Annotated in this window: 20 protein-coding genes; 12 read left to right on the top strand and 8 right to left on the bottom strand. The window is 68.0% G+C overall.

Going from position 1 to position 22,644, the window contains the following annotated elements; genetic code table 11:
• The first annotated feature begins 48 nt into the window (after window positions 1–48).
• From RM531_RS05925 to RM531_RS05870, 12 genes are read left to right on the top strand one after another with little or no spacing between them, the layout of a single operon-like run.
• Complete coding sequence (locus RM531_RS05925; protein WP_311658007.1) at window positions 49–1,344, top strand: tetratricopeptide repeat protein; 1,296 nt, start codon at window positions 49–51, stop codon at window positions 1,342–1,344.
• Between the two features lie 24 nt (window positions 1,345–1,368).
• A complete protein-coding gene (locus tag RM531_RS05920; protein ID WP_311658006.1) occupies window positions 1,369–2,121 on the top strand; it encodes a hypothetical protein in 753 nt (250 codons plus the stop codon).
• Complete coding sequence (locus tag RM531_RS05915; RefSeq protein ID WP_311658004.1) at window positions 2,118–3,347, top strand: hypothetical protein; 1,230 nt, start codon at window positions 2,118–2,120, stop codon at window positions 3,345–3,347. The genes RM531_RS05920 and RM531_RS05915 overlap by 4 nt, the downstream gene beginning before the upstream one ends.
• A gap of 29 nt (window positions 3,348–3,376) precedes the next feature.
• A complete protein-coding gene (locus tag RM531_RS05910; protein ID WP_311658003.1) occupies window positions 3,377–4,915 on the top strand; it encodes a coiled-coil domain-containing protein in 1,539 nt (512 codons plus the stop codon).
• The gene (locus RM531_RS05905; RefSeq protein ID WP_311658001.1) at window positions 4,912–6,942 is read left to right on the top strand and encodes a PEGA domain-containing protein; all 2,031 of its coding nucleotides are present in this window, start codon (window positions 4,912–4,914) and stop codon (window positions 6,940–6,942) included. The genes RM531_RS05910 and RM531_RS05905 overlap by 4 nt, the downstream gene beginning before the upstream one ends.
• A gap of 6 nt (window positions 6,943–6,948) precedes the next feature.
• Window positions 6,949–7,185 (top strand): hypothetical protein, encoded by a 237-nt coding sequence (locus RM531_RS05900; RefSeq protein WP_311658000.1) that lies wholly within the window; start codon window positions 6,949–6,951, stop codon window positions 7,183–7,185.
• On the top strand, window positions 7,185–7,982 hold the full coding sequence (locus tag RM531_RS05895; RefSeq protein WP_311657999.1) for a MotA/TolQ/ExbB proton channel family protein: 798 nt from the start codon (window positions 7,185–7,187) through the stop codon (window positions 7,980–7,982). The genes RM531_RS05900 and RM531_RS05895 overlap by 1 nt, the downstream gene beginning before the upstream one ends.
• 2 nt (window positions 7,983–7,984) lie before the next feature.
• Window positions 7,985–9,253 carry a hypothetical protein gene (locus RM531_RS05890; RefSeq protein ID WP_311657998.1) on the top strand — a complete coding sequence of 423 codons (1,269 nt, stop codon included), beginning with the start codon at window positions 7,985–7,987 and terminating at the stop codon, window positions 9,251–9,253.
• Window positions 9,240–10,304 (top strand): vWA domain-containing protein, encoded by a 1,065-nt coding sequence (locus RM531_RS05885; RefSeq protein ID WP_311657997.1) that lies wholly within the window; start codon window positions 9,240–9,242, stop codon window positions 10,302–10,304. Before RM531_RS05890 ends, RM531_RS05885 begins: the two co-directional genes overlap by 14 nt.
• On the top strand, window positions 10,301–11,305 hold the full coding sequence (locus tag RM531_RS05880) for a vWA domain-containing protein (protein ID WP_311657995.1): 1,005 nt from the start codon (window positions 10,301–10,303) through the stop codon (window positions 11,303–11,305). The genes RM531_RS05885 and RM531_RS05880 overlap by 4 nt, the downstream gene beginning before the upstream one ends.
• A 40-nt stretch (window positions 11,306–11,345) precedes the next feature.
• Window positions 11,346–11,939, top strand: a complete 594-nt coding sequence (locus RM531_RS05875) for a hypothetical protein (protein WP_311657993.1) — start codon at window positions 11,346–11,348, stop codon at window positions 11,937–11,939.
• Window positions 11,936–12,595: a hypothetical protein gene (locus RM531_RS05870; RefSeq protein ID WP_311657992.1), complete on the top strand. Its 660-nt coding sequence runs from the start codon at window positions 11,936–11,938 to the stop codon at window positions 12,593–12,595. The genes RM531_RS05875 and RM531_RS05870 overlap by 4 nt, the downstream gene beginning before the upstream one ends.
• Here RM531_RS05870 and RM531_RS05865 read toward each other — a convergent pair.
• The 8 genes from RM531_RS05865 to RM531_RS05830 all read right to left on the bottom strand — a co-directional run bounded on the left by RM531_RS05865 (window position 12,562) and on the right by RM531_RS05830 (window position 22,570).
• Complete coding sequence (locus tag RM531_RS05865) at window positions 12,562–14,046, bottom strand: PepSY domain-containing protein (protein ID WP_311657991.1); 1,485 nt, start codon at window positions 14,044–14,046, stop codon at window positions 12,562–12,564. The two genes, RM531_RS05870 and RM531_RS05865, sit on opposite strands and share 34 nt — an antisense overlap.
• 38 nt (window positions 14,047–14,084) lie before the next feature.
• Complete coding sequence (locus tag RM531_RS05860; RefSeq protein WP_311657989.1) at window positions 14,085–16,166, bottom strand: TonB-dependent receptor family protein; 2,082 nt, start codon at window positions 16,164–16,166, stop codon at window positions 14,085–14,087.
• A 297-nt stretch (window positions 16,167–16,463) separates the two neighbouring features.
• Window positions 16,464–17,918 carry an NADH-quinone oxidoreductase subunit NuoN gene (nuoN, locus tag RM531_RS05855; RefSeq protein WP_311657988.1) on the bottom strand — a complete coding sequence of 485 codons (1,455 nt, stop codon included), beginning with the start codon at window positions 17,916–17,918 and terminating at the stop codon, window positions 16,464–16,466.
• A 10-nt stretch (window positions 17,919–17,928) separates the two neighbouring features.
• A complete protein-coding gene (nuoM, locus tag RM531_RS05850; protein ID WP_311657986.1) occupies window positions 17,929–19,461 on the bottom strand; it encodes an NADH-quinone oxidoreductase subunit M in 1,533 nt (510 codons plus the stop codon).
• A 16-nt stretch (window positions 19,462–19,477) separates the two neighbouring features.
• A complete protein-coding gene (nuoL, locus tag RM531_RS05845) occupies window positions 19,478–21,331 on the bottom strand; it encodes an NADH-quinone oxidoreductase subunit L (protein ID WP_311657985.1) in 1,854 nt (617 codons plus the stop codon).
• Window positions 21,328–21,633, bottom strand: coding sequence for an NADH-quinone oxidoreductase subunit NuoK (gene nuoK, locus RM531_RS05840; RefSeq protein WP_311653255.1), 306 nt, complete (start codon window positions 21,631–21,633; stop codon window positions 21,328–21,330). The genes nuoL and nuoK overlap by 4 nt, the downstream gene beginning before the upstream one ends.
• Window positions 21,634–21,668: 35 nt before the next feature.
• Entirely contained in the window at window positions 21,669–22,169 is a 501-nt protein-coding gene (nuoJ, locus tag RM531_RS05835) for an NADH-quinone oxidoreductase subunit J (protein WP_311657984.1), read from the bottom strand.
• Window positions 22,169–22,570: a four helix bundle protein gene (locus RM531_RS05830; protein ID WP_311657983.1), complete on the bottom strand. Its 402-nt coding sequence runs from the start codon at window positions 22,568–22,570 to the stop codon at window positions 22,169–22,171. The genes nuoJ and RM531_RS05830 overlap by 1 nt, the downstream gene beginning before the upstream one ends.
• Window positions 22,571–22,644 lie beyond the last annotated feature (74 nt).

Below are 22,644 nucleotides of genomic sequence, written 5' to 3'. Positions count from 1 at the left end.
AGGTCAGCGTAATCGGGTCGGATGAGGCGGTCCAATATGGTTTCAAAGGTGAGCCGACATTGCCGCTGTCTGCTGCTCGGTACGGTGTTATACGCCACGGCGGCCACGGCGCAGTCGCCCGAGGCGCCCCTGAATCCGGTGTTCATGGAGGCGGAGGCATATCCCGAGTTCGCGGCTGCGCTGGCGGATGGTCGTTCGGATCAGGCAATCGGCGAAATGCGCGGGATACTGCGCGCCATGGAAACCGGTTACGGGCCGCGGCATCCGGCGCTGGTACCGGCGCTGATCAACCTCGGCACCGCCCGGCATCAGGCTGGCCAGCCGGTGGCGGCCATGAGCGATTTCCAGCGGGCCGTCGATATTCTGGCCAGCCGCGGCGACAACCGGCATCCCGATCTGATTCGCCCCCTGCGAGGCCTGGGCCGGGCGGCGCTCAGCGCCGGCGATTACCCGGCCGCGATCCGGGCCCTGTCCCGGGCCGCCTTTATCGGCCGGGTCGCCCACGGTCTGCATGATCCGGCCCAACTGGCGCCCTATGACGGCCTGATCGCGGCGCAGCTGGCGGTTGGCCGCGAGGACGAGGCTGCCCGGCTGCAGCGGGCCCGGCTGGCGGTGATCGAGCGTAGTGCGGCGGGTCGCCCAGGCGAACTGGCCGGTGCCCTGGCCCGGTCGGGCAACTGGTTCAATGCGCTCGGGCGCTATGCGGACGCCCGCGACATGCAGCGCGAACGGCTTCGCGTGCTGCGCGAGGCCCGCGGCGACGACGATCCCGCCCTGGTGTCCGCGCTGGTCGGCATCGCCGACACCTACCAGCCCGCACTGCAGGAACCGGCCTTCGCCGGACTGGATGCCCTGCATCAGGCACTGGATATCCAGGAAAACGCCACCCCCCGTGATCCCGGGGCTCTGGCCGATATACGCATGGAAATCGGCGACTTCTACATGCGTTTCGACCGCCTGCGAGACGCCATCAGCCACTACGAAAAGGCGCGTGCGCTCTACGGCGAGGCGGGCGATGCCGATGCTCTGGAACGGTTACGCCATCCCGCCGTGGCCTATCTGCCCCCGATCCGGCGCTTGCAGGACGTGCCGGACGCCGGCCTGGGCCCGAAAGTGACCGTCAAACTGCTACTGGACGTCGATGCAGGGGGAAACCCGCGCGATGTCGAGGCCGTGGCGGTGGACCCGCCGGGCCTGACCGAGTTGCAGGAAAGCGTGCGGCGGGCCCACGCAAGAGCACGTTTCCGCCCACGCCTGACAGCCGACGGTGCGGTCGACGCCGAGCGCATATCACTGGATCATGAGTTCCACTATCTTCCTGGCCCGGCCCCGGAAGGAAACTAGGGTGGGGCCGACAGGGTCGAAGCCATGATGATGCAATCCCGCGTGACACAACTCCTGGTCATTCCCTGTCTGCTGCTGGCGGCGGGTTGCGCCAGCACGCCGCCGTCATCGTCCTCGTCGAGTCAGCCGCCGCCATCCGCGGCACCGCCGCCGGAGACTACCGAATCGGCCGAGTCGGAAGCGCAGACGCCCCCGGGCGAGCGCGATGCTGATCGGAAAGCCGATGCAGAGCCCGAATCCTCGCCGGCACCGGCGGCCCCGCAGACCACCGAATCCACCCCGCCGAACGAGGCCGGAACCACCGCGCGCGGTCCCGGCTTCCCGGCCGGCGGCCAGACCGGGGCCGAACGCACGGGGGAACTGGATACGGCTCTCGATCGGTCACTCGGCGAATTCGACGAGCGGTTGCGTCGCGAGCAGGCGGAGCTGGAATCCCTGGATGAACAGGCCCGCGAGGCGCGCGATCAACGCCAGGCCATGCAAGGCGCGGGCAGCGACGGGTCGGACGGCGAGCGGGCCGGCGGCCGCGCGGGCTCGCCTCCGCCGCCCCCGGTGACCGCCGGGGGCGAGCCGCCCGAGGGCGACACCCGCACCGGTCGTGATCGCGTCGGCGGCAACCAGCCCGATATTGCCACCAATACGCCGGATGACATCGGCAGCGGCGCCAACGACGATGTGGTGGCCCGCCAGTTGCGGGAAGCCGCCGAAAACGAGTCCGACCCCGAACTGCGCGAGCGGTTGTGGGAGGAATATCGCGCGTACAAGGAAAATCAATGAATGTTGCCGTGCGATCCCCGCTGAGTCTGCTTGCCCTGCTGGTCGCGGCGCTGCTGTCCCAGGGCTGCGTGAACAAGACCGTGAAGACGGTCAACGCGGCGCCCGCGGCGCATGCGCAGGAAGAGCTGTCCAGCGAGGAGCTGGTCAACGTCAACATCGCGGTGTTCGAGCCGGGCATTCCGGAAGACCCGTCGGAGGCCGAAGAAGCGGGTATCTTCCCCGAGGTGCGGGAAGCCGAAAGCCGGTACATGGCGGTAGCCCTGCGCCGCACGCTGGAAAACACCGGCTACTGGGGCGCGGTGCGTGTGGTGCCCGACAAGGTCGACTATTCCGAACTGCTGGTGACTGGCGAAATCGTCGAATCCAGCGGCTACGAGATGGCGCTGGCGGTGCGCGCCGTGGATGCCAGCGGCCGGGTGTGGCTGGACCAGACCTACGACGCCGAGGCCGCCGAACTCAGCTATCGCCAGGGGGACGCCCCGGCCGACCCGTTCCAGGCGGTGTACAACCGCATCGCCGATGACCTGTTGGCCGCACGCCGGGCGCGCTCCGCCGAGGAATTGCAGACGGTGCGTCACCTGTCCGACATGCGCTTCGCCGAGCAGCTGGCGCCCGACGCCTTCGCACGCTATGTCGAATCCGGGGACGGCCGGTATCGCCTGAACGGCCTGCCCGCCGACGGCGATCCGCTGATGGCCCGGGTCGAGCGCATCCGTGACCGCGACTATGCCCTGATCGATGCTCTGGATCAGCACTACCGCGTCTTCCACGACCAGATCGATCTGGCCTATGCCGACTGGCGCGCGGCCAGCTACCGGGAAACCGAGAACCTCCGGGAACTGGAAAGCCAGTCGCTGACGCGCAAGCTCCTGGGCGCGGCGGCGGTGATTGCCGGTATCGTGGGCGCGGCCAACGCCAATAGCGGGGTGGAAGGCGCCGCCTCGCAGGTGGCGATTATCGGGGGTATCGGCGTGTTTGCCAGCGGTCTCGAAAAAGGTCGCGAATCGAAGATCCACGCCGAGGCGCTCGAGGAGCTGGGCCGCTCGCTGGAAAGCGATGTCGAACCCCGCAATGTCCAGCTGGCCAACCAGACCGTGACCCTCAGCGGTTCCGCGGAAGCCCAGTTCGAGGAATGGCAGCAGTTGATGCGCGACATTTACGCCGCTGAGACCGGCCTGATCCGCGACAGCGGACAGACCCCGGCCAGTGGCGACGATGATCGCTGAACCTACCCGTGTCATGAGCCGGATCGACGATGGCGGATAACCGCGGGCCATCATCCGACGAGTTCGAGCGCATTGCGCCGGCGACCTGGCAGCCGGGGCACGAGCCCGAACCGCCGCCGGCCGGCGGCCGTGGTGTGCCCGTCGGTGCGGTGGTACTGGCGGTTCTGGTGCTGCTGATCGTAGCCGGCGGCTGGTGGTGGCTCCCCGGCCTGATCGGGGATGACGAGCGGACGCCCGCGACGCCCGCGGAATCTGCCGTGGCCGAGCCTGATGCGACACCTGATTCTTCCGAGCAGACCGGAACGGCGTCGACCCAGAAGCAGGATGCGGACGCGTTGCTGGCCCGACGTCAGTCGGCCCAATCGCTGGGCGATGAGCTGGCTGCGGCGCGCGAGTCGCTGGCCGGGCAGGGCGTGGATCGCTGGGCACCGGACGAGCAGCGCCGCATGACCGACCTGGCCGAGCAGGGGCAATCGCAATTCGAACAGCGAGAGTACGCTGCCGCCATCGACGCCTTCCGGGCCGGCCTGTCGATTGCGGACGACCTCGAGTCGCGTATCGACACCGAACTGGCGGCCGCGCTGGAACGGGGTGGCCAGGCCCTGAGCGACAACCGGGTCGACGAGGCGGTGGCCGCATTCGATTTGGCACTGGCCATTGACGAGGACAATGCCGATGCCCGTCGGGGCGCGGATCGGGCCGCCCGCCGCGACGAGGTTCTGGCCGCCATGCGCCAGGGGCGGGCCAGCGAGCAGGCCGGTGAGCTGGATGCAGCAAAGGAGGCCTATCGGGAGGCCCGATCCCTGGACGAGGCGTACCAGCCGGCCGGCGAGGCCGTGCAGCGGGTCGAGACCGCCCTGGCGGATCGGCGGTTTCGCGCCCGCATGTCCGCGGGCCTGGCGGCCCTGGATCAGGGTGATTTTTCGGCGGCCCGGTCGGCATTTGCCGAGGCCGCGCGCATTCGTCCGGGCGCGGCCGAGGCCGCCGACGGGCTGGCCGAGGCCGAGGCCGGACTGGAACGCGCTGCCATCGAGCGGCTGCGCCAGCAGGCGCGTGAAGCAGAGCAGGCCGAGCAATGGCAGGACGCGGTGTCCGCCTACGAGGCGATGCTGGACCGCGATGCCAGCCTTGCCCAGCCGCGCGAACGGCTGGCGCATGCGCGAGAAATGGCCGATTTGAACGCCCGCCTGACCGCGCACCTGGAGCAGCCGAAACGGCTGGCCGATGCCGGCGTGCGGAACGCGGTCAGTGAGCTGCTGGCCAGCGCCCGGGCCGTGTCGGAGCCAGGTCCGCGGCTACAGGCACGCATCGCGCGGCTGGAGACGGCACTCGAGCAGGCCAGTCAGCCGGTCACCGTGCGACTGCAATCGGACAACCGTACCCGGGTGGCGGTCTATCATGTGGGCGAGCTGGGCAGCTTTGAAACACATGAGCTGACGCTCACGCCCGGTCGCTACACGGCCGTCGGGCGGTGCGAGGGCTATCGTGATGTCCGGCGCGAATTTACCGTCACTGCCGAACAGGCGCCGATCGGTCCGATCGAGATCCGCTGCGAGGAACGTCTGTGACCGAGCCGACCCGCGTTCAGGCCGCCGCCTACCAGCCGCCCGACGGTGGGGGCCGGCCGCCACGGTCACGCCGCCCCCGGGTCTGGCTGCTGGCCACCATTGCCGGCCTGGCGGTGCTGGCGCTGGGGGCCTGGTTCGTGTTCACCGCCGTGGCGGTGACCGTCAATGTGTCGCCCGCCCCGGATCGGCTGGCGATCGAGGGCGGCTGGTCGCTGCCGGTGGGCGAGCGGTATCTGCTGCGGCCCGGTGAGTATCGTGTGGTGGCAGACAAGGCCGGCTACCGGCAACTCACGGAAACCTTCACCGTGACGCTAGACGGTGACGATGTGTTCGGCTTCGAGATGCGCAAGAAGCCCGGCCGGTTGCAACTGGAAACCGAACCCGCGGAAACCACGGTGTTGATCGACGGCGAGACCGTTGGGCAGACACCGCTGGAACCGATCGAACTGGAACCCGGCGAACACCGGCTGACTGTGCGCGCGCCGCGGCACCAAACCGCCGAACAGACGGTTTCTATCGAGGGCATGGAAAAACTGCAGACGCTGAGCGTCAGTCTTACCCCGGCCTGGGCGCCGGTGGAAATCACCTCCGAACCGGCCGGCGCCACGCTGATGGTCGATGGCGAAGACCGCGGTCCGACGCCGCAGATGGTGGAACTGGGCGCCGGCGAGCACGAGCTGCAGCTGGCGCAATCCGGCTATCGGACCTGGACCCGGCGCATCGAAGTGGTGGCGGATGAACCCCAGTCGCTGGGGCCGATCGAACTACAGCCCGCCCCGGGACGGTTGGCCGTGTCCAGCCAACCTGCCGGGGCCAGCGTGACCGTGGACGGCGACTACCGCGGCCGCACCCCGGTCGAGGTGGCACTGTCGCCGGATACGGACAGCACGGTGCGCGTCGCCCGGGCCGGGCATCGATCGGTTACCCGCGAGGTACGACTAGCCGCGGACGAACGGGACAGCCTTGAAGTCGAGTTGACGCCGATTGTCGGCGACGTGCGGATCTCGGTGACGCCGACGGATGCCGAGGTGTACGTGGACGATGAACGCCGCGGCACCGGCAGCCAGACGCTGTCGCTGACCGCCGTGGCCCACGATATCCGCGTGAGCAAACCCGGTTACGCCCCGTTCGAGGCCGAGGTCACACCCAAACCCGGCGAGACCCAGCGCATCGAGGCGAGACTGCTGACCGAGGATGCCGCCGCGCTGGCGAAGTTCCCGGACGCCGAACGTACCCCCGCCGGCGGCACCATGCGGCTGATGCCCACCGGTCGCTTCACCATGGGGGCGCCGCGGCGCGAGCAGGGGGCCCGCAGCAACGAAGTCCGCCGCGAGGTCAAACTGACCCGGCCCTTCTACATCGGCGTGCACGAGGTCACCAACGAACGCTTTCGTCGTTTTCGGTCCGGGCATTCCTCCGGCATCGTCGCGCGCAAGACGCTGGACAACGACGACCAGCCGGTGGCGCGCGTGTCGTGGGACGACGCGGTGGCCTACTGCAACTGGCTGAGCGACCAGGCTGGCCTGCCCAGGGCCTATTCGGGCGGCGAACGGGTCACGCCGGTGACCACCGGCTATCGCCTGCCCACGGAAGCCGAATGGGCCTGGGCGGCGCGTTTTGCCGGCGGGCGTTCGCTGAAATACCCCTGGGGTGATGCCATGCCGCCTACCGGGCGGGCCGGCAATTACGCGGATGCGTCCGCGGCCGATCTGCTGGACGAGCGGCTGCAGGACTATGACGACGGTCATGCCGCGGCGGCGCCGGTGGGTCGGTTTGCCGCGAATGCCCTGGGTCTGTTTGATCTGGGCGGCAACGTCGCCGAATGGACGCACGACCGTTACAGCGCCAATCCGGGCAGCGGGGGCGTGGAGGCCGACCCGTTCGGGCCGAGCAGCGGCAGTGCGCGGGTGGTGCGGGGCTCGAGCTGGCGGCACGGGCGCATCACGCCGCTGCGTCTGTCGTACCGTGAGGCGGGCAGCAGCCCGCGGGATGACCTGGGCTTCCGGGTGGCCCGCTACGCGGAGTAAGCTGGAATGATGCGAAAGACACTCATCACCGCGCTCACACTCGTGCTGCTCGCGCCCCTGGCGGGTGCGCAGCCGGATGACGCGTCCGAGCCGCCGGGCCGCGACGCGGCTGACATCGAGCCGGCGGCCGCGGCCGACAACGGCGAGTCCACGGAACGCCGTCGGTCGGCGTCCCCGAAGGACTTCAAGCCGTCGGAACGTATCGGGGCGGATGAGGCAGTCGCCTTCCCGGCGGATATCTGATGCGCGGCCGCCTGTCGATCGAATTCGTCTACCAGCTGTTCGCGCTGTTGCTGGCGGTGATCATCGTGCACGGCATCTATGTCGGCATGGTGCGGCCTCAGGCCCAGGCCGCGGAGGCCGAGCGGGCCGCGGTGCTGGCGGACAATCCGGATGCCGCGCCCGAACGATCGCTGTGGGTGATCGTGCGGGATTACGAACAGGAGGTCTGCTTCATCCTGATGCTCTGGGCGCTGGCCCTGCTGGGCTACAAGGCGGCCGCCGTGCAACGCGAGCGGCGGCTGCTGCAGCGCGGCCTGATCGCGGTGGGGCCGGGCGAGAGCATCCTGCCGGAGGACGCCCGCGAACACACCCGGGCGATCGAGGCGCTGCCGGTGATGGAGCGGGAATTTCTCTACCCGCGGGCGCTGTTGACCGCGCTGCATCGCTTCCGCGCCACCCGCAACGTGCAGGACGTATCCGATGCCATCGGCCAGGTCTGCGAGGCCGAAACCGACCGGCTGGATTCGGAACTGTCCATGGTGCGCTACATCGCCTGGGCGATTCCCTCCATCGGCTTCATCGGCACCGTCCGCGGCATCGGCGAGGCCCTGGGTCTGGCCCACAAGGCGGTGGAGGGGGACATCAGCGGCGTCACCGCGGCCCTGGGCCTGGCCTTCAATTCCACCTTCGTGGCGCTGGTGCTGTCGATCATCCTGATGTTCTTCCTGCATCAGCTGCAGCTGGTGCAGGAGCGGCTGGTGCTGGATACCCAGACCGCCTGCGATCGGGGACTAATCCAGAACCTGCAGGCGGGCTGACCGTGTACCTGCTCGAGATCAACGATCTCGCCGTCACCCTGTCCGGTCCAAACGGCCCGATGGTGGCCAGCCCCGGCGTGGCGGTGGCCCACCGGGACGGCCTGCATTTCGGTGCCGACGCTCGGGCCAGGGCGCGGCGCAACCCCCGCCGTACCTTCGATCGCTTCTGGGAACATCTGGATCAGCAGCCGCTGGCCGAGTCGGCCGGCCCGGCCCGTAGCCATGCCGATCTGGCTTATTACCATCTGCGTGCGGTGCTTGATGCGGCGGGCGAGCCGGTCGGGTCCGTCACGCTGGCGGTGCCCGCGGAGTACGACAAGTCGCGGCTGGCCCTGGCCCTCGGCGTGGTGCAAGCCTGCGGGCTGGAAGTAGCCGGGCTGGTCTGCGCGCCGGTGGCCGCCGCCGTGGGTCTCGATCTGGAGACCGGCCACTGGCGGCTGCTCGGCCTGCGTCTGCACGACCTGATCGCCGCCGATATCGAGGTCGGGCCGGACTCGGTGACTTTAACCGGCTGCCGGACCCTGTTGCGGCGCGGACTGGTAGATCTGGAAAATCGCTGGGCCGGCCTTATCGCCGAACGCTTTGTGCGCGATACCCGCTTCGATCCGCTGCACGATGCCGACACCGAGCAGCGTCTTCACGACGCGCTGGACGAGTGGCTGACGGCCCTGGCGGATGCACCGGCCGTACGTGCGGCCATGCGCGTCGGTGACCGGGAATATCACGTGCCGCTGGATGCGGCCTTCCTCGCGGCCGGCGCCGAAGAGGTGTACCGGGCGGTCGCCGCCGAGTTCACCGATCGCGCCGGCGTGGTGCTGGACGCCCGTCTGGCGGCGCTGCCCGGCTTGCGCGAACAGTTGCCGGATGCGCCCGTAGTCTGTCCGCCCGAGGCACTGGCATCGGGTGTCCATGCCGCCGGGGATGCGATCCGCGCGGATGATCCGCAGGCCCCGCCCTTCGTGACCCGGTTGCCCCGCGGTCAACGCGACGCCAAGACAGCAGCCGGATCGACCGACCGGCCAGCCCCGACCCATCTTCTGAGCGATGGCGTGGCCACGCCGCTGCCGCCGGACGGTCATGCGCTGGGCGGCGGGTCGGCCCGGCTCGAGCCCGGCGACGACGGTTGGTGTCTGCGGGGCGATCTCGACGGGCTGCGCCTCAACGGCCGGCCGGCGGCGGCAGATACCCGTCTGATCGCCGGGGACCACCTGGTGGTAGGTGACAGGCAGATGTGGCTGATCGCGGTGGCGCCCGGTCATGGCCAGGCATAGCCGCCGTCCCACCACCTTCAGCCTGTCGTTCATCGACGCGATGTCCTGCGGCCTGGGGGCCGTGATCCTGCTGTTCATGATCATCAACCACGCCAGCGAAGTGCGCGCGGTCGACGCCAACCGGGATGTGGCCGACGAGGTCAGCGCGCTGGAAGCCGAGGTGATCGAGCGTCAGCAGCGGGTGGCGTCGCTGCGGGACACGCTCGACGCCACCCGCGAGCAGGACCGGGCCGCGCGCGAGCGGGCCGAGCGGCTGGCCGCGGCCGCCGACGAGCCGGTACCGGAGGCGGATACCGGCCCGGACGAGCGCATCGCCGCGCTCAAGCAGGAGCTGCAGTCGCTGGAGTCCCGGGTCGAGCAGATGCGCGAGCAGGCCGATTCCGGCGACGCCACCCGGGCCCGGGCCGGCCAGGGTGACCGCCAGTACCTGACCGGCCTGAAGGTCGGCGGCAAGCACGTCCTGATTCTGCTGGACGCCTCGGCGAGCATGCTCGACGACGATATCGTCAACGTGATCCGACGCCGCAACATGGACGAGGCCGCCCGTCGGTCCGCACCCAAGTGGCGGCGCGCCCGGGCCGCGGTGGACTGGCTGACCACCCAGGTGCCGGCGCAGTCCCGGTTCCAGCTGTACACCTTCGCCGAACAGCCTAAGGCGGCGCTGTCCGGCACCGACGGCCAGTGGCTGGGCACTGACGGCGGGGCCCGGCTGACCGCCGCGGTGCGCGCGCTGGATGGGGTGATACCGGCCGGCGGCACCAGCCTGCGCAACGTGGCGGACGCCGCCGCAAGATTGTCGCCGCGGCCGGACAACATCTATCTGATTACCGACGGCCTGCCGACCCAGGGCCGCGAATCGCGCCGCGGCACGGTGTCCGGCAGCCAGCGGCTGGATTTCTATCGCGAGGGCGTCAACGCCCTGCCGTCCGGCGTGCCGGTGAACATCCTGCTGCTGCCCATGGAGGGGGATCCGCTGGCATCCAGCGCCTTCTGGCAACTGGCCCAGGCCCGCGGCGGGGCCTTCATCACGCCCTCGGAGGCATGGCCGTGAGCCGCCGCCGGCGCCGCCGCGACGGCGAGGCCTTCGGGCTATCGTTCCTGGATGCGATTTCCTGCGGGTTCGGGGCGATCGTGCTACTGCTGGTGATCACCAAGACCGCGGAACCCACCATCCAGAAGGAGCGTGGCCAGGGGCTGGAGGCACTGGCGGCCGAGCTGTCCGAGCGACTGCCGGCGCTGGCCGCGCAGGCGTCGTCGCTGGAATCGGAACTGGCCGAGGCCCAGTCGTCGCTGGCATCGGCCGAGCAGCGGGTGGCGGCGCTGGCGCCGCAGGCCGCGCAGGCCGAACAGCAGCGAGCCGAACAGGCGCTGGACTCGCGCGCCTCGGCGGCAATCGAACAGCGCCTGGCCGAGGCCCGGCAGTCCCTGACCGAGGAAATGCAGCGGCTGTACGCGCAGGGGCTCCGGTCGACCGACAACGCGGTGGCCGGCATCCCGGTGGACAGCGAATACATCATCTTCATCATCGACACATCCGGCAGCATGCAGAGCTTTGCCTGGCCCGCGGTGCTGGCCAAGCTGCGGGAAACGCTGGCCGTCTATCCCCGGGTCAAGGGGCTGCAGGTGATGAACGACATGGGGGACTACATGTTCTCCCAATACGCCGGGCAATGGATTCCGGACACCCCCGGTCGGCGCAAGGTGATCGTGGACACGCTGGCGGGCTGGCAGCCCTTTTCCAACAGCAGTCCGGTGGAGGGCATTACCCGTGCGATCCGCGCCTTCTCGGCATCGGACAAGCGCATCAGCATCTACGTGTTCGGCGACGAGTTCAGCGGCAATTCCATGCAGTCGGTGCTGGACACCGTGGCGCGACTGAATCCACGCGATGCCCAGGGGCGGCCGCGTGTTCGCATCCACGCAGTGGGGTTTCCCACCCAGTTCGATCGCCAGGGCCGGGCCGGTTCCACCGGCATCCGCTTTGCCACACTGATGCGTAGATTGACCGAGGAGAACGGCGGCACGTTCGTGGGACTGCGGGACACCCGATGAATGGCATCAACGCCAGCCCGGCACGCACCGGTCTGCGGTCATGACGCGCTGGCGTCGCGCTCGCGGCCGGCTGGTCGTGGCCGGCGTTGCGGGTTTTCTGGCCGCCGGCTGCGGCACCACGCCCGTGGCGCCGGACGCGGTACTGCCGGATCCGGTGGTGGCCGAGCAGGCGCGCCGTATCGCGCTGGTGATTTCGCCCGAATTCCGCCAGCGCCGCTATACCGACGACGACTGGAACATCGGCCTGGGCGAACCGGCCGAATTCACCTTTGGCCGAACGCTGGACGCGCTTTATCGTGACGTGCGGGTCACGGATACGCCGGATGCGTCCGGCGTCGATCTGATCGTGGTGCCGACCTGGGCGGATGCCCAGATCAGCGGCCCCGGCGACAGCCACGGCGAATTCCACGAGGCCTGGCTGCATTTCGATGTCCGGCTGCTCGACGATGCGGGCGCGCAGGTCGATCGCTGGCCGATTCGCGCCTATGGCCGCAGCCGCGATCGTCTGCTCGGGGATGACGAGGCGGTGGCCGAGGCGGTGGAGCGGGCGCTCCGGGATGCCGCCACGGCCCTGATCCTGAAGCTGCGCGGGCAGTCGATTGCCGGCGGCCGCACGGAGGAGGCGCTGCCATGAACCGCTGCGGCTCATGCACGGCGCTGGCGACCGTCCTGTGGCTGGCCGGCTGCGTGAACACCTCGGTCGAGCAGCTGCGGCAGTCGCCCCCGGGTGCGGCCCTTGCCACCGACGAGTCGGTGGTGGTGCTGGGGCGCAGCCAGCAGGGCGAGTACCGCACCGAGGGGGGCTTCACCCAGTGCGTCGCCGATCGCATGGACGGGCCCGATCTGCCGGTGACGCCGGCACAGACTTTCAACGATCGGCTGTTTCCCTGGTTCGAGCCGCGCACCGCGCCGCAGAACGTGGACGATCTGCGGCGCCTGCTCGACGATCCGCTGATCGCGCAGCGCCTGCAGCAGAACCCGGTGCGCTACCTGGTGTGGATCGACGGCACCACCCGTGATACCGACAGCGGCGGCAGCATGGGCTGTGCCGTGGGGCCGGGCGGGGGCGGCTGCCTGGGCTTCGCCTGGTGGGAGAAGAACGCGGCCTTCGAGGCCTCGGTCTGGGATGTGACCCGGGCCGCGGAAGTGGGCCGGGTGAGCGTCGACGCCAGCGGCACGTCCTACATGCCGGCGGTGATCGTGCCGGTGCCGTTGCTGGCCCGCACCGAGGCGGCAGCCTGCAGCGGTCTGGGCGATCAATTGCGCGAACTGCTGGTACCCGGGGAGTAGCCCGGAGGCATCCGGCGGCGGTATCGGCGCCGGAACAGGGCCAGCCCCAGCAGCGCCACGATGATGATCAGGAAGGCGGCCAGCGCCATGAGGATGTCACGAACACCGGTGCCGAGCGGTTCCATGAAATGCCACTTGTGCAGCCAGGCGAAGAGGTAGCCCTCGAAGCGGTCCTTGTTGTTGATCCGGGCGGCCAAGGTGCCGGTGGCGGCATGAATATAGATGGCCTCGTTCGCGGGGCCGGCGATATCCAGTCGGATGACGGGCAGAAACTTGTTCACGAAGCCGTATTCGCCGCTGAACGTGGTGACCTGCGACGCCGCCCGGATGTCGGCGGCCGGCACGCTGGCCAGGGCGGCGGCGATGTCCCGGGCATGACCGGTCTCGGTGAGCACGGCCGGATTACCGTTATCAGCGTCGAGAAACCTCACGCTCGGACCAGCGCTATCGGCGCTGCCGTGATGGGCGTGACCACCATCGTGATCGCGCGCGGCATGGCCGCCCGTTTCGAGGCGGTAGTAGCGCCTGCCGTCGACCGAGATCAGCGACAGACTTTGCACGGCAGCGTCTCCCGGCCGCATCAGCCGATCGGGCGTCAGCGTCAGGCCGGCCAGGGACAGCGTGGGCGCCAGCCGCGGCGGCGCCGCGAGATCGTCCAGCGACATCTTCACCAGATGCAGCCCGCCACTGGCGGCGAACGCCAGCAGGAAGATCGCCGCGCCGAGGCCCAGCCAGCGGTGCCAGGCCGGCAGCGCCAGGCCTCGTGGTGAATGCGTGGCAAAAAATGTCAGAAGACCGCTGACAGCCGTGGCCAGCGCCGCCGCGATGAAGAATAGCGCCACCGACAGCCGCAAGGGCTCCAGGTCGCGTAGCCAGCTCCATGTGTGCAGGTTGCGGAACAACCAGTCGAACACGGCCTTGCGGTCATCGACCAGCGTACCGAGACTCGAGGTCGTCGTGTCGACGTAGACCCGCAACCCGTCCGGCCGCTCGAACTGCACGCGGTAGACTGGCAGCAGGCGGTTGACGGTGTCGTATTCGCCGGCGAAGCGCTCGATGGCTTCGACGGCGTTGATACGGGCCCGCGGCTCCCCCGCATAGTGTCGGGCCAGATACCGGGCGTAGACGCGATCGCCGTCCGGTAATTCGATGCCGGTGCGGACGTCGAAATACCGCAACGACGAGCCGGGTTTGCCCCGGACCTGGAAATGCACCCCCTGCGGCAGAGCGACCAGCCGGAACAGGCTGGCCGTATCCATGTCGTGGCGATCCGCCAGTGCGGCCGGGCTGAGCATGGCATCGGCATGGCGCCAGTTAAGGGGTGGTGCCTGCCAGTTGGCCGCCGGGGGCTGCACCCGGACAAGCACCGGATGCAGCATGCCGCTGGCGGCCCATAGCAGGGCCCCGAGACAGGCTGTCAGCCCCAGCCGGCGATGCCAGATTCGCCACATCGGCAGGCCCGGTTTCCGCAACGCCCCGATACCGCCACCTACATCCGGTAACGCATGCCGACGTATACCGAACGCGGCTCGCCCGGGTTGAGCAGCGCGTCGGTGGCGGCGGCGACATCGCGCACCCGGTGGGTGGACACATAGGCCTCGCCCAGCAGGTTGCGCAGTTCCGCGTACACCGTGACGCGCTCGCCGGACCAGCCGCCGAGCCATCCCAGCAGTTCGTAGTCGTCCACGCGATAGGTGTTGGCGAAATCGGCGAAGCGCTCGTCCACGACATCGACGGTCGGGCCGGTATAAAAGCCGTGCGCGTGCCGGTAGAGCATCTCGCCGCGCAGCGCGTATCCCGGGGCCGCCGGCAGCTTGTTGTCGCCGTAGGTTGGGTGGCCGTCGAAGTTGAATTCGTTGAGGGTGAGGCTCAGTCGTGGTTCGAGCCGGTGCCTAGCGCCCGGATCCAGTGCCAGGCCGCCGCTGACCAGCGCCTCGACGCCCGCGTGCACGGTGCGGTCCACGTTGGTGGACAGACTCGTGCCGGGGGCGGCCGGATCGTCCACGGAAAGAATTTCGTCGCGAACCCAGGCGTAGTAGACCGACAGATCCCAGCGCCAGAAACCCCGCGCGCCGATCGGGCGGCTGCCCCGGGTGCCCATTTCCACCACCGTGCCGTGCATGGCGTCCAGCGCCGAACCGTCCCCCGCCACGTCGTCGGCCAGCTCGAAGGTGGTCGGCGACTCGTACAGCCGGCTGACGCTGGCATACAGATCGAAGCTCTCGCCCCGGTGATGAATGATGCCAAGACTCGGATTGACGCCGGTGTAGTCGTCCTCGATGTCGTTCACCGCGCCGCTGGCCACGCTGGTGTTGTCGAGTTCGCGATTGCCGTGGACGATCTGCAGGGCGGGAATCAGCGTCCACCGGTCCGTGAGGCGCCAGCGGTTGGTGGCGAACAGTTCCGTGTTGTGGGCGTTCTGATCGACCCGGGTGGAAAGCCCGTCGCGCGCGCCGCCGGCGTTGCCGTATTGCTCGCCTTCGACGTCGCCCACGCCGACGTTCAGCCCGAACAGCAGATCGTGATCGCCCATGCGGTGCTGGTAACGTGCCATGCCGCCGATATCCCGGTGATCGGTATCGATGAGCAGCCCGTTGAAGACCACCCCCGCGCCGGGCACGATCACCTTGTCGACGATGGGATGGAAGAGTGCCTGTTCCTCGTAGGACAGACCGACATCCAGCCGGCGGTTGGCGTCGATCTGCCAGGTGGTCTTGTCGGCCAGCCGCCAGCTCTCCAGATCGGCCTGGAAATTGCCCGCCCGGGCGCTGGCGCTGGCCTGATCGGGGTCGCTTTCGAACTGCTGGCGGGTGAGCTGACCCGGCAGTTCCAGGTCCCGCTTCACGTACTGGCTGTACACGCGGGTACCGATGTCGTCGGTAATGCGCCAGCCCGCGTTGCCGTAGACGCCCCGGCGGCGCATCTCGTCATGGTCGCGGTAGCCATCCCGCGTCTTGGCCTCCAGGGTGAGCAGGCCATCGAAGCGGTCGTTGAAGACCCGGCTGGCCGTGGCCCGGCCCTGTCGCTGACCGTGGCTGCCGCTGTTGAGGAGGAACTGCGCTGACGGGCTGTCCTGGGCGGTGGGGGAGACGAAGTTGATCGCCCCGCCCAGCGTGCTGGCACCGTATTTGGCGGCATTGGCACCGCGGGCGAACACGGCGTAGCGGGCGCTCAGGGGGTCGACGATGCGGTTGTGGTTGTTGCCGTCGGCGGTGGTCACCGGCAGGCCATCCTGAAAGAGCTTGACGCCGTTGCGGTCGAAATCGGTGGCGTCCAGGTTGGAACCGCGGCTGGAGATGAAGATGCTGTCACTGCCGCTGTGGCTCGCGCTCCATACGCCGGGCACGTAGCGCAGCATGTCGGAAAGCGTCGCGGTGTTCCGCTCGTGGAGGATGTCGTCCTCGATCACGGTGACGCCACCGGGAGTCAGCGCGGCCTCCTCTTGCTCCGCCTTGATGCCTCGGTTGTCGAAGGCCTCCGGCCGGTCACCGATGACCGGCAGGGTGTCGAGCGCGAGGGGGGTGTCGGCAGCCGCGGCGATGCCGGCGGTCGCCGACCACAGGGCGGCCATCACCGGAAGCCGCCATGTCCGGCCAGGCGCGACAACATACCAATAATGCATGCGCGGTGTCCCCAATGACGTTCGCGGCAACCGGCGCCGGAATCCGGAAAATCAGGACCAGACGGGATCGGGGAAACAGTGCCAGGTTACCGTCAACGCGAGTCCGCGCTGCCCCTCGTCCGTGGGAGAGTCTAGGCAGCCGGCGCGCGCGGCGGAATGCGGCAAATTGCCGCAGGACTATGTTGCTGGCCTCAGGTGAAGAGAACTGAGTGGGATGCCCACCCGGTCACCGTGATCCGCGAGCCTTCAGCCGCTGCCCAGCCCCGCCGCCTCCACCAGGAGAATAAGCGGCTGTGGAAACAGCCCGATACCCATCACCGCCAGGGCGATCAGCAGCACCATGATGCCGCCGGAGCGCTGGCCCCAGTCGTGGGCGGCGTCGCGGCGTCGTTCGCCGGGCTCGAACAGGTACATCACCACCATCACGCGCAGGTAGTAGTACAGGCCGATGGCACTGCCCAGCACGATGCCGCCCACCAGCCACCACAGTTCCGACTGCACGCCCAGAGCGATCACGTAGAACTTGCCGATGAAGCCGGCGGTCGAGGGGATGCCCGCCAGTGACAGCATCATCACCGTCATCACCGCGGCCAGATAGGGCCGGCGCCAGAACAGGCCGCGATAGTTGTGCACGGCCCCGGCATCGGTGCCGTCATAGGGGCTGGATACCAGCGTGAGCACGCCGAAGGCGCCGAGCGTGGCCAGCACATAAGTGATCAGGTACATGCCGGCGGCTTCCACCGCCAGGCTGCCGGTTGCCACGATAGCCACCGTGATGTAGCCCATGTGGGCGATGGAGGAATAGCCCAGTAGCCGCTTCAGATTGTTCTGGCGCAGGGCCAGCAGATTGCCGGCGATCATCGAGATCAGCGCCAGCGCCGCAATCATCTGGTGCAGGGCGGCATCCGCGGTAGCCGGCGCCGACTGGAACAGGCGCACCAGCACCGCGAACACGGCTACCTTGCCGACCGTGGCCAGGAAGGCCGCGGCCGGTGCCGGGGCGCCTTCGTACACGTCCGGCGTCCACAGATGGAATGGCACCAGCGACAGCTTGAAGGCGATGGCGATCACCATCATGCCTGAGCCGATCACCAGCCAGCTGCGGTGGATCACCCCATCGTCGATGGCGGCCCCCAGCTCGCTGATCTGCAGCGTGCCGGTCGCCGCGTACAGCAGCGCCATGCCGAACAGCAGGAACGCCGACGCCGCGGCCGACAGCACCATGTACTTAAGTCCCGCCTCCAGCGAGCGGTGGTCGCGGTAGGTATAGGCGGCCATGCCGTAGAGCGGCACCGACAGTAGCTCCAGCCCGATGAACAGCGCCGCCAGATGCTGACTGGCCGCCAGGATGATGCCCCCGGCCACCGCCGTAAGTAGCAGCATGTAGAACTCTTCCCGCCGCCCCGGGTAACCGTCCAGATACGCATGGGCCAGCGTCGAGCAGGCCAGCGACGCCACCAGGATTAGGGCGGTATAGAGAACCGTGTAGTCATCGATGACGACCAGATCTGTGACCGACACCGGGGTGGCACCCACCACCAGCAGCAGGGACACCAGCGCGGCGTTGAGGCCCACCACCGTAATGGTGGCGTTGACGAAGTGCTGCCGGCTTACGGCCACGCTGACGAGCACCGCCAGCGCGGTGCCGAGCACCAGCAGGACGGGCAGCAGCGCGAATAGATCAGTGCCGGTGAGGGTCATGCGCGGGACCTCAGGGCGTGCCCGGCCGCGGCCGGACGTCGGTGAACCAGTGCTGTACTTCGGTCATCGCCGTCTGCGACACATCCAGAACCGGCTGCGGGTAGATGCCGATACCGATGATCAGCGCCAGCAGCATCAACAGCGTCAGGTACTCGCGGCCGTTGAGGCCGGCCAGTTCGGCCCGGCCCTGGGCCGGGCCCCAGTACACCCGATGCATGAGCACCAGGGAATAGACGGCGCCGAGCACCAGTCCGCCGCCGGCCAGTACCACCACCACCGGGGCCACGCCGAAGGTGCCCACCAGGATCAGGAACTCGCCGATGAAATTGGCGGTGCCCGGCAAGCCCAGGGAGGCCAGCACGAAGACCAGCGCGAAGCCGGGCAGCGAGCCCAGGCGCGGGAACAGCCCGCCCATGCGGCGCATGTCGCGGGTGTGAATGCGCTCGTAGATCTGGCCGCTGAGAATGAACAGCCCGGCCGCGGAAAAGGCATGCGCCACCATCTGGATAATCACCCCCTGCAGGGCCAGCAGGGTGCCGGCATAGATGCCGATCAGCACGAAGCCCATGTGGGAGATGCTGCTGCAGGCAATCAGCCGCTTGACGTCGTGCTGGGCCATCGCCAGCACCGCGCCGTAGTAGATGCCCACCAGGCCCAGCGCCATGGCCACCGGCGCAAAATGGGTCGAGGCATCGGGGAACAGCGGAATGGCGAAGCGCAGCATGCCGTAGGCCGCGGTCTTCAGCAGGATGCCGGCCAGGTCCACGCTGCCGGCGGTGGGGGCCTGGGCATGGGCGTCGGGCAGCCAGCCGTGCAGCGGCACCGTGGGCAGCTTCACGGCGAAGGCGATGAAGAAGCCCAGCATCAGTACATAGCCCAGGACGCCACCGACGGGCGTATCGCGCAGCACGTTGTAGTCGAAGGTGAATTCGCCGGTGTGGTTGTAGTGGACGAACACCAGCCCGAGAATCGACACCAGCATCAGCAGGCCGCTGGCCTGGGTGTAGATGAAGAACTTGGTGGCGGCGGTGATGCGGGTGGCGCCTCGGGAGCCGCTGTGGCCCCACAACGCGATCAGGAAGTACATCGGCACCAGCATCATTTCCCAGAAGAAGAAGAACAGGAAAAGATCGATGGCCAGGAATACCCCGACCACGCCGCCGATGATCCAGAGCAGGTTGAGATGGAAGAAACCGATGCGCCGGTCGATCTCCTGCCAGGAGCAGAGCACCGCCAGCAGGCCGAGAAAGCAGGTCAGCATCAGCATGATCAGCGACAGGCCGTCCACCGCCAGATGAAAGCTGATGCCGAAACGCTCGATCCAGTCCAACCGGAATTCGGTGCCCCAGTCGGGCTGGTCGCCGATCACGCCGGCCAGATGATAGTTGCCGGTCAGCCACAGCCAGACGGTCAGCCCCAGCACCGTCAGCATGGTGGCCGTGGCGATCCAGCGCGGCATGTCGGAGCCCGCATGGGCGCGCTCCAGCAGCCAGCACAACGTGCCGCCGATGAAGGGGATCAGTAGCAACCAGACCAGGATCATGACGCGGGCATTCTCCTTATGGCACCAGCAACAGCAGCAGGAAGGCAGTCGCCGCCGCGAACAGCACCAGCGCATACCAGCGCAACTGGCCGGTCTGGGTAGCGGTCAGACGGGCGTTGAGCTTCAGCGCCAGGGCCGGGATCAGATTCACCGTGTCGTTGATCCAGTCGATGCGGTGCAGGCGAACCAGCGCCAGATAGGGCCGCACGAATACCCGGTCGTACAGCGCATCGAAGCCCCAGGCGTGATGCCAGAACTGCCACAACCTCGCGCCGTGACCGTCGGCCACCAGCCTTGCCACTCGCTCGCGCGAACCCAGGAACAGTCCGGCGGCGATGCCTACACCCACGATGGCTACCACGCTCGACAGGATCTCGATGGTGAGTTTCAGGGCGTGGCTGTGGTCGCCACCATGTCCGGTGCCGAACAGATCGGTCACCGGCGGATGGATCCAGGCGCCCAGGAACGTGGACAGCAGCGCCAGCAGGATCAGCGGTAGATGATGAGCCAGGCCGTGGCCGGGATGAGCCTCGGTGTGTGCCGGGCCATGAAACACGATGAAGATCATGCGGAAGGTGTAGATCGAGGTCAGCAGGGCGCCAGTCAGCCCCGCCAGCCATAGCACCGGATAGCCATTGGCAAACGCCAGCCACAGGATCTCGTCCTTGGAGTAGAACCCGGCGGTGACCAGCGGCAGGGCGGCCAGCGCCGCGCCGCCGATCAGGAACAGCGCGTAGTCGAACTTCAGGGTGCGGGCGAGCCCGCCCATGCGGAAGATGTTCTGCTCGTGATGGCAGGCGATGATCACCGAGCCCGAGGCGAGGAACAGCAGCGCCTTGAAGAAGGCGTGCGTCATCAGGTGGAAGATGGCCGCCTCCCAGGCCCCGGCGCCCAGCGCCAGGAACATGTAGCCGATCTGGCTCATGGTGGAGTAGGCCAGTACCCGTTTGATATCGGTCTGCGCCAGGGCGGCAAAGCCGGCCATCAGCAGGGTGAGCGCCCCCACGATGCCCACTGCATAGAGCGCCGTCGGTGCCAGTTCGAACAGCCCGTGCATCCGGGCGATCAGATAGACGCCCGCGGTCACCATCGTGGCGGCGTGGATGAGTGCCGAGACCGGCGTCGGGCCGGCCATCGCGTCGGCCAGCCAGGTCTGCAGCGGCAGCTGGGCGGACTTGCCCACCGCGCCGCCGAGCAGCAGGAAGGCCGCCAGCGTGGCCATCGCGTCGCCCTCGGCCCAGACTTCCGGCGCCTGCGCCAGCAGGGTCGGGATATGCAGCGTGCCGAATGCGGCGAACAGTACGAACAGGCCCAGAACCAGGAAGACGTCGCCCACCCGGGTGACGATGAAGGCCTTGAACGCCGCCCAGGCATTGGCCGGCTCCTTGTAATAGAACCCGATCAGCAGGTAGCTGCACAGGCCGACCCCTTCCCAGCCCAGGAACAGCAGCAGCAGGTTATCGGCCAGCACCAGCACCAGCATGCTGAACACGAACAGGTTCATGTACGCGAAGAAGCGCGTCATGCCCGGTCCGCCCTCGAGATCGTGGCGCATGTACCAGCCGGCGAATAGGTGGATGAGAAAACCCACCCCCACGATCACGCCGACCATGGTGGCGGTCAGCCCGTCCAGGTACAGGCTCACGTCCGGAGCCAGGTCGCCCACCGTGAACCAGGTCCACAGCGTCTGGCTGAGCGCGCCGCCGTCGCCGCCGGCGAACGTGTTCAGGGCCTGTGCGGTGGCCAGCAGGGACAGCGCCATCGATCCCACGCCGATGGTTACCGCGGCCCGATCGCCCAGGCGATAGCCGAACGACAGCAGCACCGCGCCGAGCAGCGGACACAGCGGAATCAGCGCCAGGCTGGTCATCCCTTCATCCCCGCCACGGCGTCGATATCCAACGTGCGGTAGGTGCGCCGCATCTGCAGCAATAGCCCCAGCCCGATGCTGACTTCGGCGGCCGCTAGCGTCAGCACGAAGATATACATGATCTGGCCGTCCGGCTGTTGCCAGGCCTGGCCGGCCACGACGAACGCCAGCCCGGCGGCATTCATCATGATTTCCAGGCTGATCAGGATGAACAGCAGGTTGCGCCGGACTACCAGCCCGACCAGCCCCAGCGCGAACAGGATGCCCGCCAGTGCCATGCCGTGTTCCACCGGCAATGCCATGTCCATCGCGTTAACCCCTCTCCCTCACGATCCGGTCAGCGGCCATCGGCGTCCCGTCCCACATGGGCGGCAATTACCAGCGCCGCCAGCAGCAGAAACGCCGCCAGTTCCACCAGCAGCAGATAGGGGCCGAACATCGCGGCGCCGATTGCCTTGGGCGCCAGCTCGGTGCCGCTGACGGCGCCTACCGAGGCCCCGCTCCACAGCAGCCTGGCCATCACCGCCAGCAGTATTGCCGCGGCAATGCCGGGCCCGATCCAGAGGCCGGGCGCCAGCCACTGTTGCTCCTGCTCGATGCTGGCCTGGTCGACGTTGAGCATCATTACCACGAACACGAACAGCACCACGATCGCCCCGGCGTAGACGATCACTTCCAGCGCCGCCGCGAATGGCGCGCCCAGGGTGAAGAACACCACCGCAATCGAAAGCAGGGACGCAATCAGATAAAGCAGCGCATGCACGGGGTTGCTGTGGGTGACCACTCGCAGGGTGGTCAGCACGGCAATCGTAGCGGCGATGTAGAAGGCTAATTGCATTAGCTGTTTCGAGTTTCGAGTTTCGAGTTTCGCGTCGACACTTTCGGTGCCTCAAGTGACTTGATTAGCGCGTTCAGAAGGTTGGCTGTGTCGTCGGCCAGCGCACAGAATTCGCGATACTTGAGGTCATCTACATAATGCAGCCGATAAGCCAGAGCCATCTGCGTGCCCGCTTCATTGATCGATCCGCGAGCTATGCCGAGAAAACGTTTGAATTCCGCCTTGCTCAGTCGCCCCTGACCTTCCGCAATGTTGCTTGCAACCGATACTGCGGATCTCTGCAACTGCGCTGCAAGGCCAAAGCGCTCCTGCTCGGGGAAGGAGGTAGTGAGGGCGTAGGTGTTCTCGGCCATTTGCATGGACTTTTGCCAAACCGTTAGTTCTTCGTACCGGTGCCCCATCGCCTCCTGCCTCTATTCGCTCACGTCCGCTCTTACAACCTGAAACACGAAACTTGAAACTTGAAACGTCAAGT

Source organism: Spectribacter acetivorans (assembly GCF_031846305.1).
Lineage (GTDB): Bacteria > Pseudomonadota > Gammaproteobacteria > Nevskiales > Salinisphaeraceae > Spectribacter > Spectribacter acetivorans.
Note: the sequence above shows the minus strand (reverse complement) of the source record. Positions and strands in the feature narration are given on the sequence as shown.

What these genes read in the sequence shown, in the direction of transcription:
- RM531_RS05915 (WP_311658004.1), top strand. Translation starts at nt 2,118, where the DNA reads ATGAATGTTGCCGTGCGATCCCCGCTGAGTCTGCTTGCCCTGCTGGTC.
- RM531_RS05875 (WP_311657993.1), top strand. Translation starts at nt 11,346, where the DNA reads ATGACGCGCTGGCGTCGCGCTCGCGGCCGGCTGGTCGTGGCCGGCGTT.
- RM531_RS05830 (WP_311657983.1), bottom strand. Translation starts at nt 22,570, where the DNA reads ATGGGGCACCGGTACGAAGAACTAACGGTTTGGCAAAAGTCCATGCAA.
- nuoN (WP_311657988.1), bottom strand. Translation starts at nt 17,918, where the DNA reads ATGACCCTCACCGGCACTGATCTATTCGCGCTGCTGCCCGTCCTGCTG.
- RM531_RS05865 (WP_311657991.1), bottom strand. Translation starts at nt 14,046, where the DNA reads ATGTGGCGAATCTGGCATCGCCGGCTGGGGCTGACAGCCTGTCTCGGG.
- nuoM (WP_311657986.1), bottom strand. Translation starts at nt 19,461, where the DNA reads ATGATCCTGGTCTGGTTGCTACTGATCCCCTTCATCGGCGGCACGTTG.
- RM531_RS05910 (WP_311658003.1), top strand. Translation starts at nt 3,377, where the DNA reads ATGGCGGATAACCGCGGGCCATCATCCGACGAGTTCGAGCGCATTGCG.
- nuoJ (WP_311657984.1), bottom strand. Translation starts at nt 22,169, where the DNA reads ATGCAATTAGCCTTCTACATCGCCGCTACGATTGCCGTGCTGACCACC.
- nuoL (WP_311657985.1), bottom strand. Translation starts at nt 21,331, where the DNA reads ATGACCAGCCTGGCGCTGATTCCGCTGTGTCCGCTGCTCGGCGCGGTG.
- RM531_RS05870 (WP_311657992.1), top strand. Translation starts at nt 11,936, where the DNA reads ATGAACCGCTGCGGCTCATGCACGGCGCTGGCGACCGTCCTGTGGCTG.
- RM531_RS05920 (WP_311658006.1), top strand. Translation starts at nt 1,369, where the DNA reads ATGATGATGCAATCCCGCGTGACACAACTCCTGGTCATTCCCTGTCTG.
- RM531_RS05885 (WP_311657997.1), top strand. Translation starts at nt 9,240, where the DNA reads ATGGCCAGGCATAGCCGCCGTCCCACCACCTTCAGCCTGTCGTTCATC.
- RM531_RS05900 (WP_311658000.1), top strand. Translation starts at nt 6,949, where the DNA reads ATGATGCGAAAGACACTCATCACCGCGCTCACACTCGTGCTGCTCGCG.
- RM531_RS05860 (WP_311657989.1), bottom strand. Translation starts at nt 16,166, where the DNA reads ATGGCCGCCCTGTGGTCGGCGACCGCCGGCATCGCCGCGGCTGCCGAC.
- nuoK (WP_311653255.1), bottom strand. Translation starts at nt 21,633, where the DNA reads ATGGCATTGCCGGTGGAACACGGCATGGCACTGGCGGGCATCCTGTTC.
- RM531_RS05895 (WP_311657999.1), top strand. Translation starts at nt 7,185, where the DNA reads ATGCGCGGCCGCCTGTCGATCGAATTCGTCTACCAGCTGTTCGCGCTG.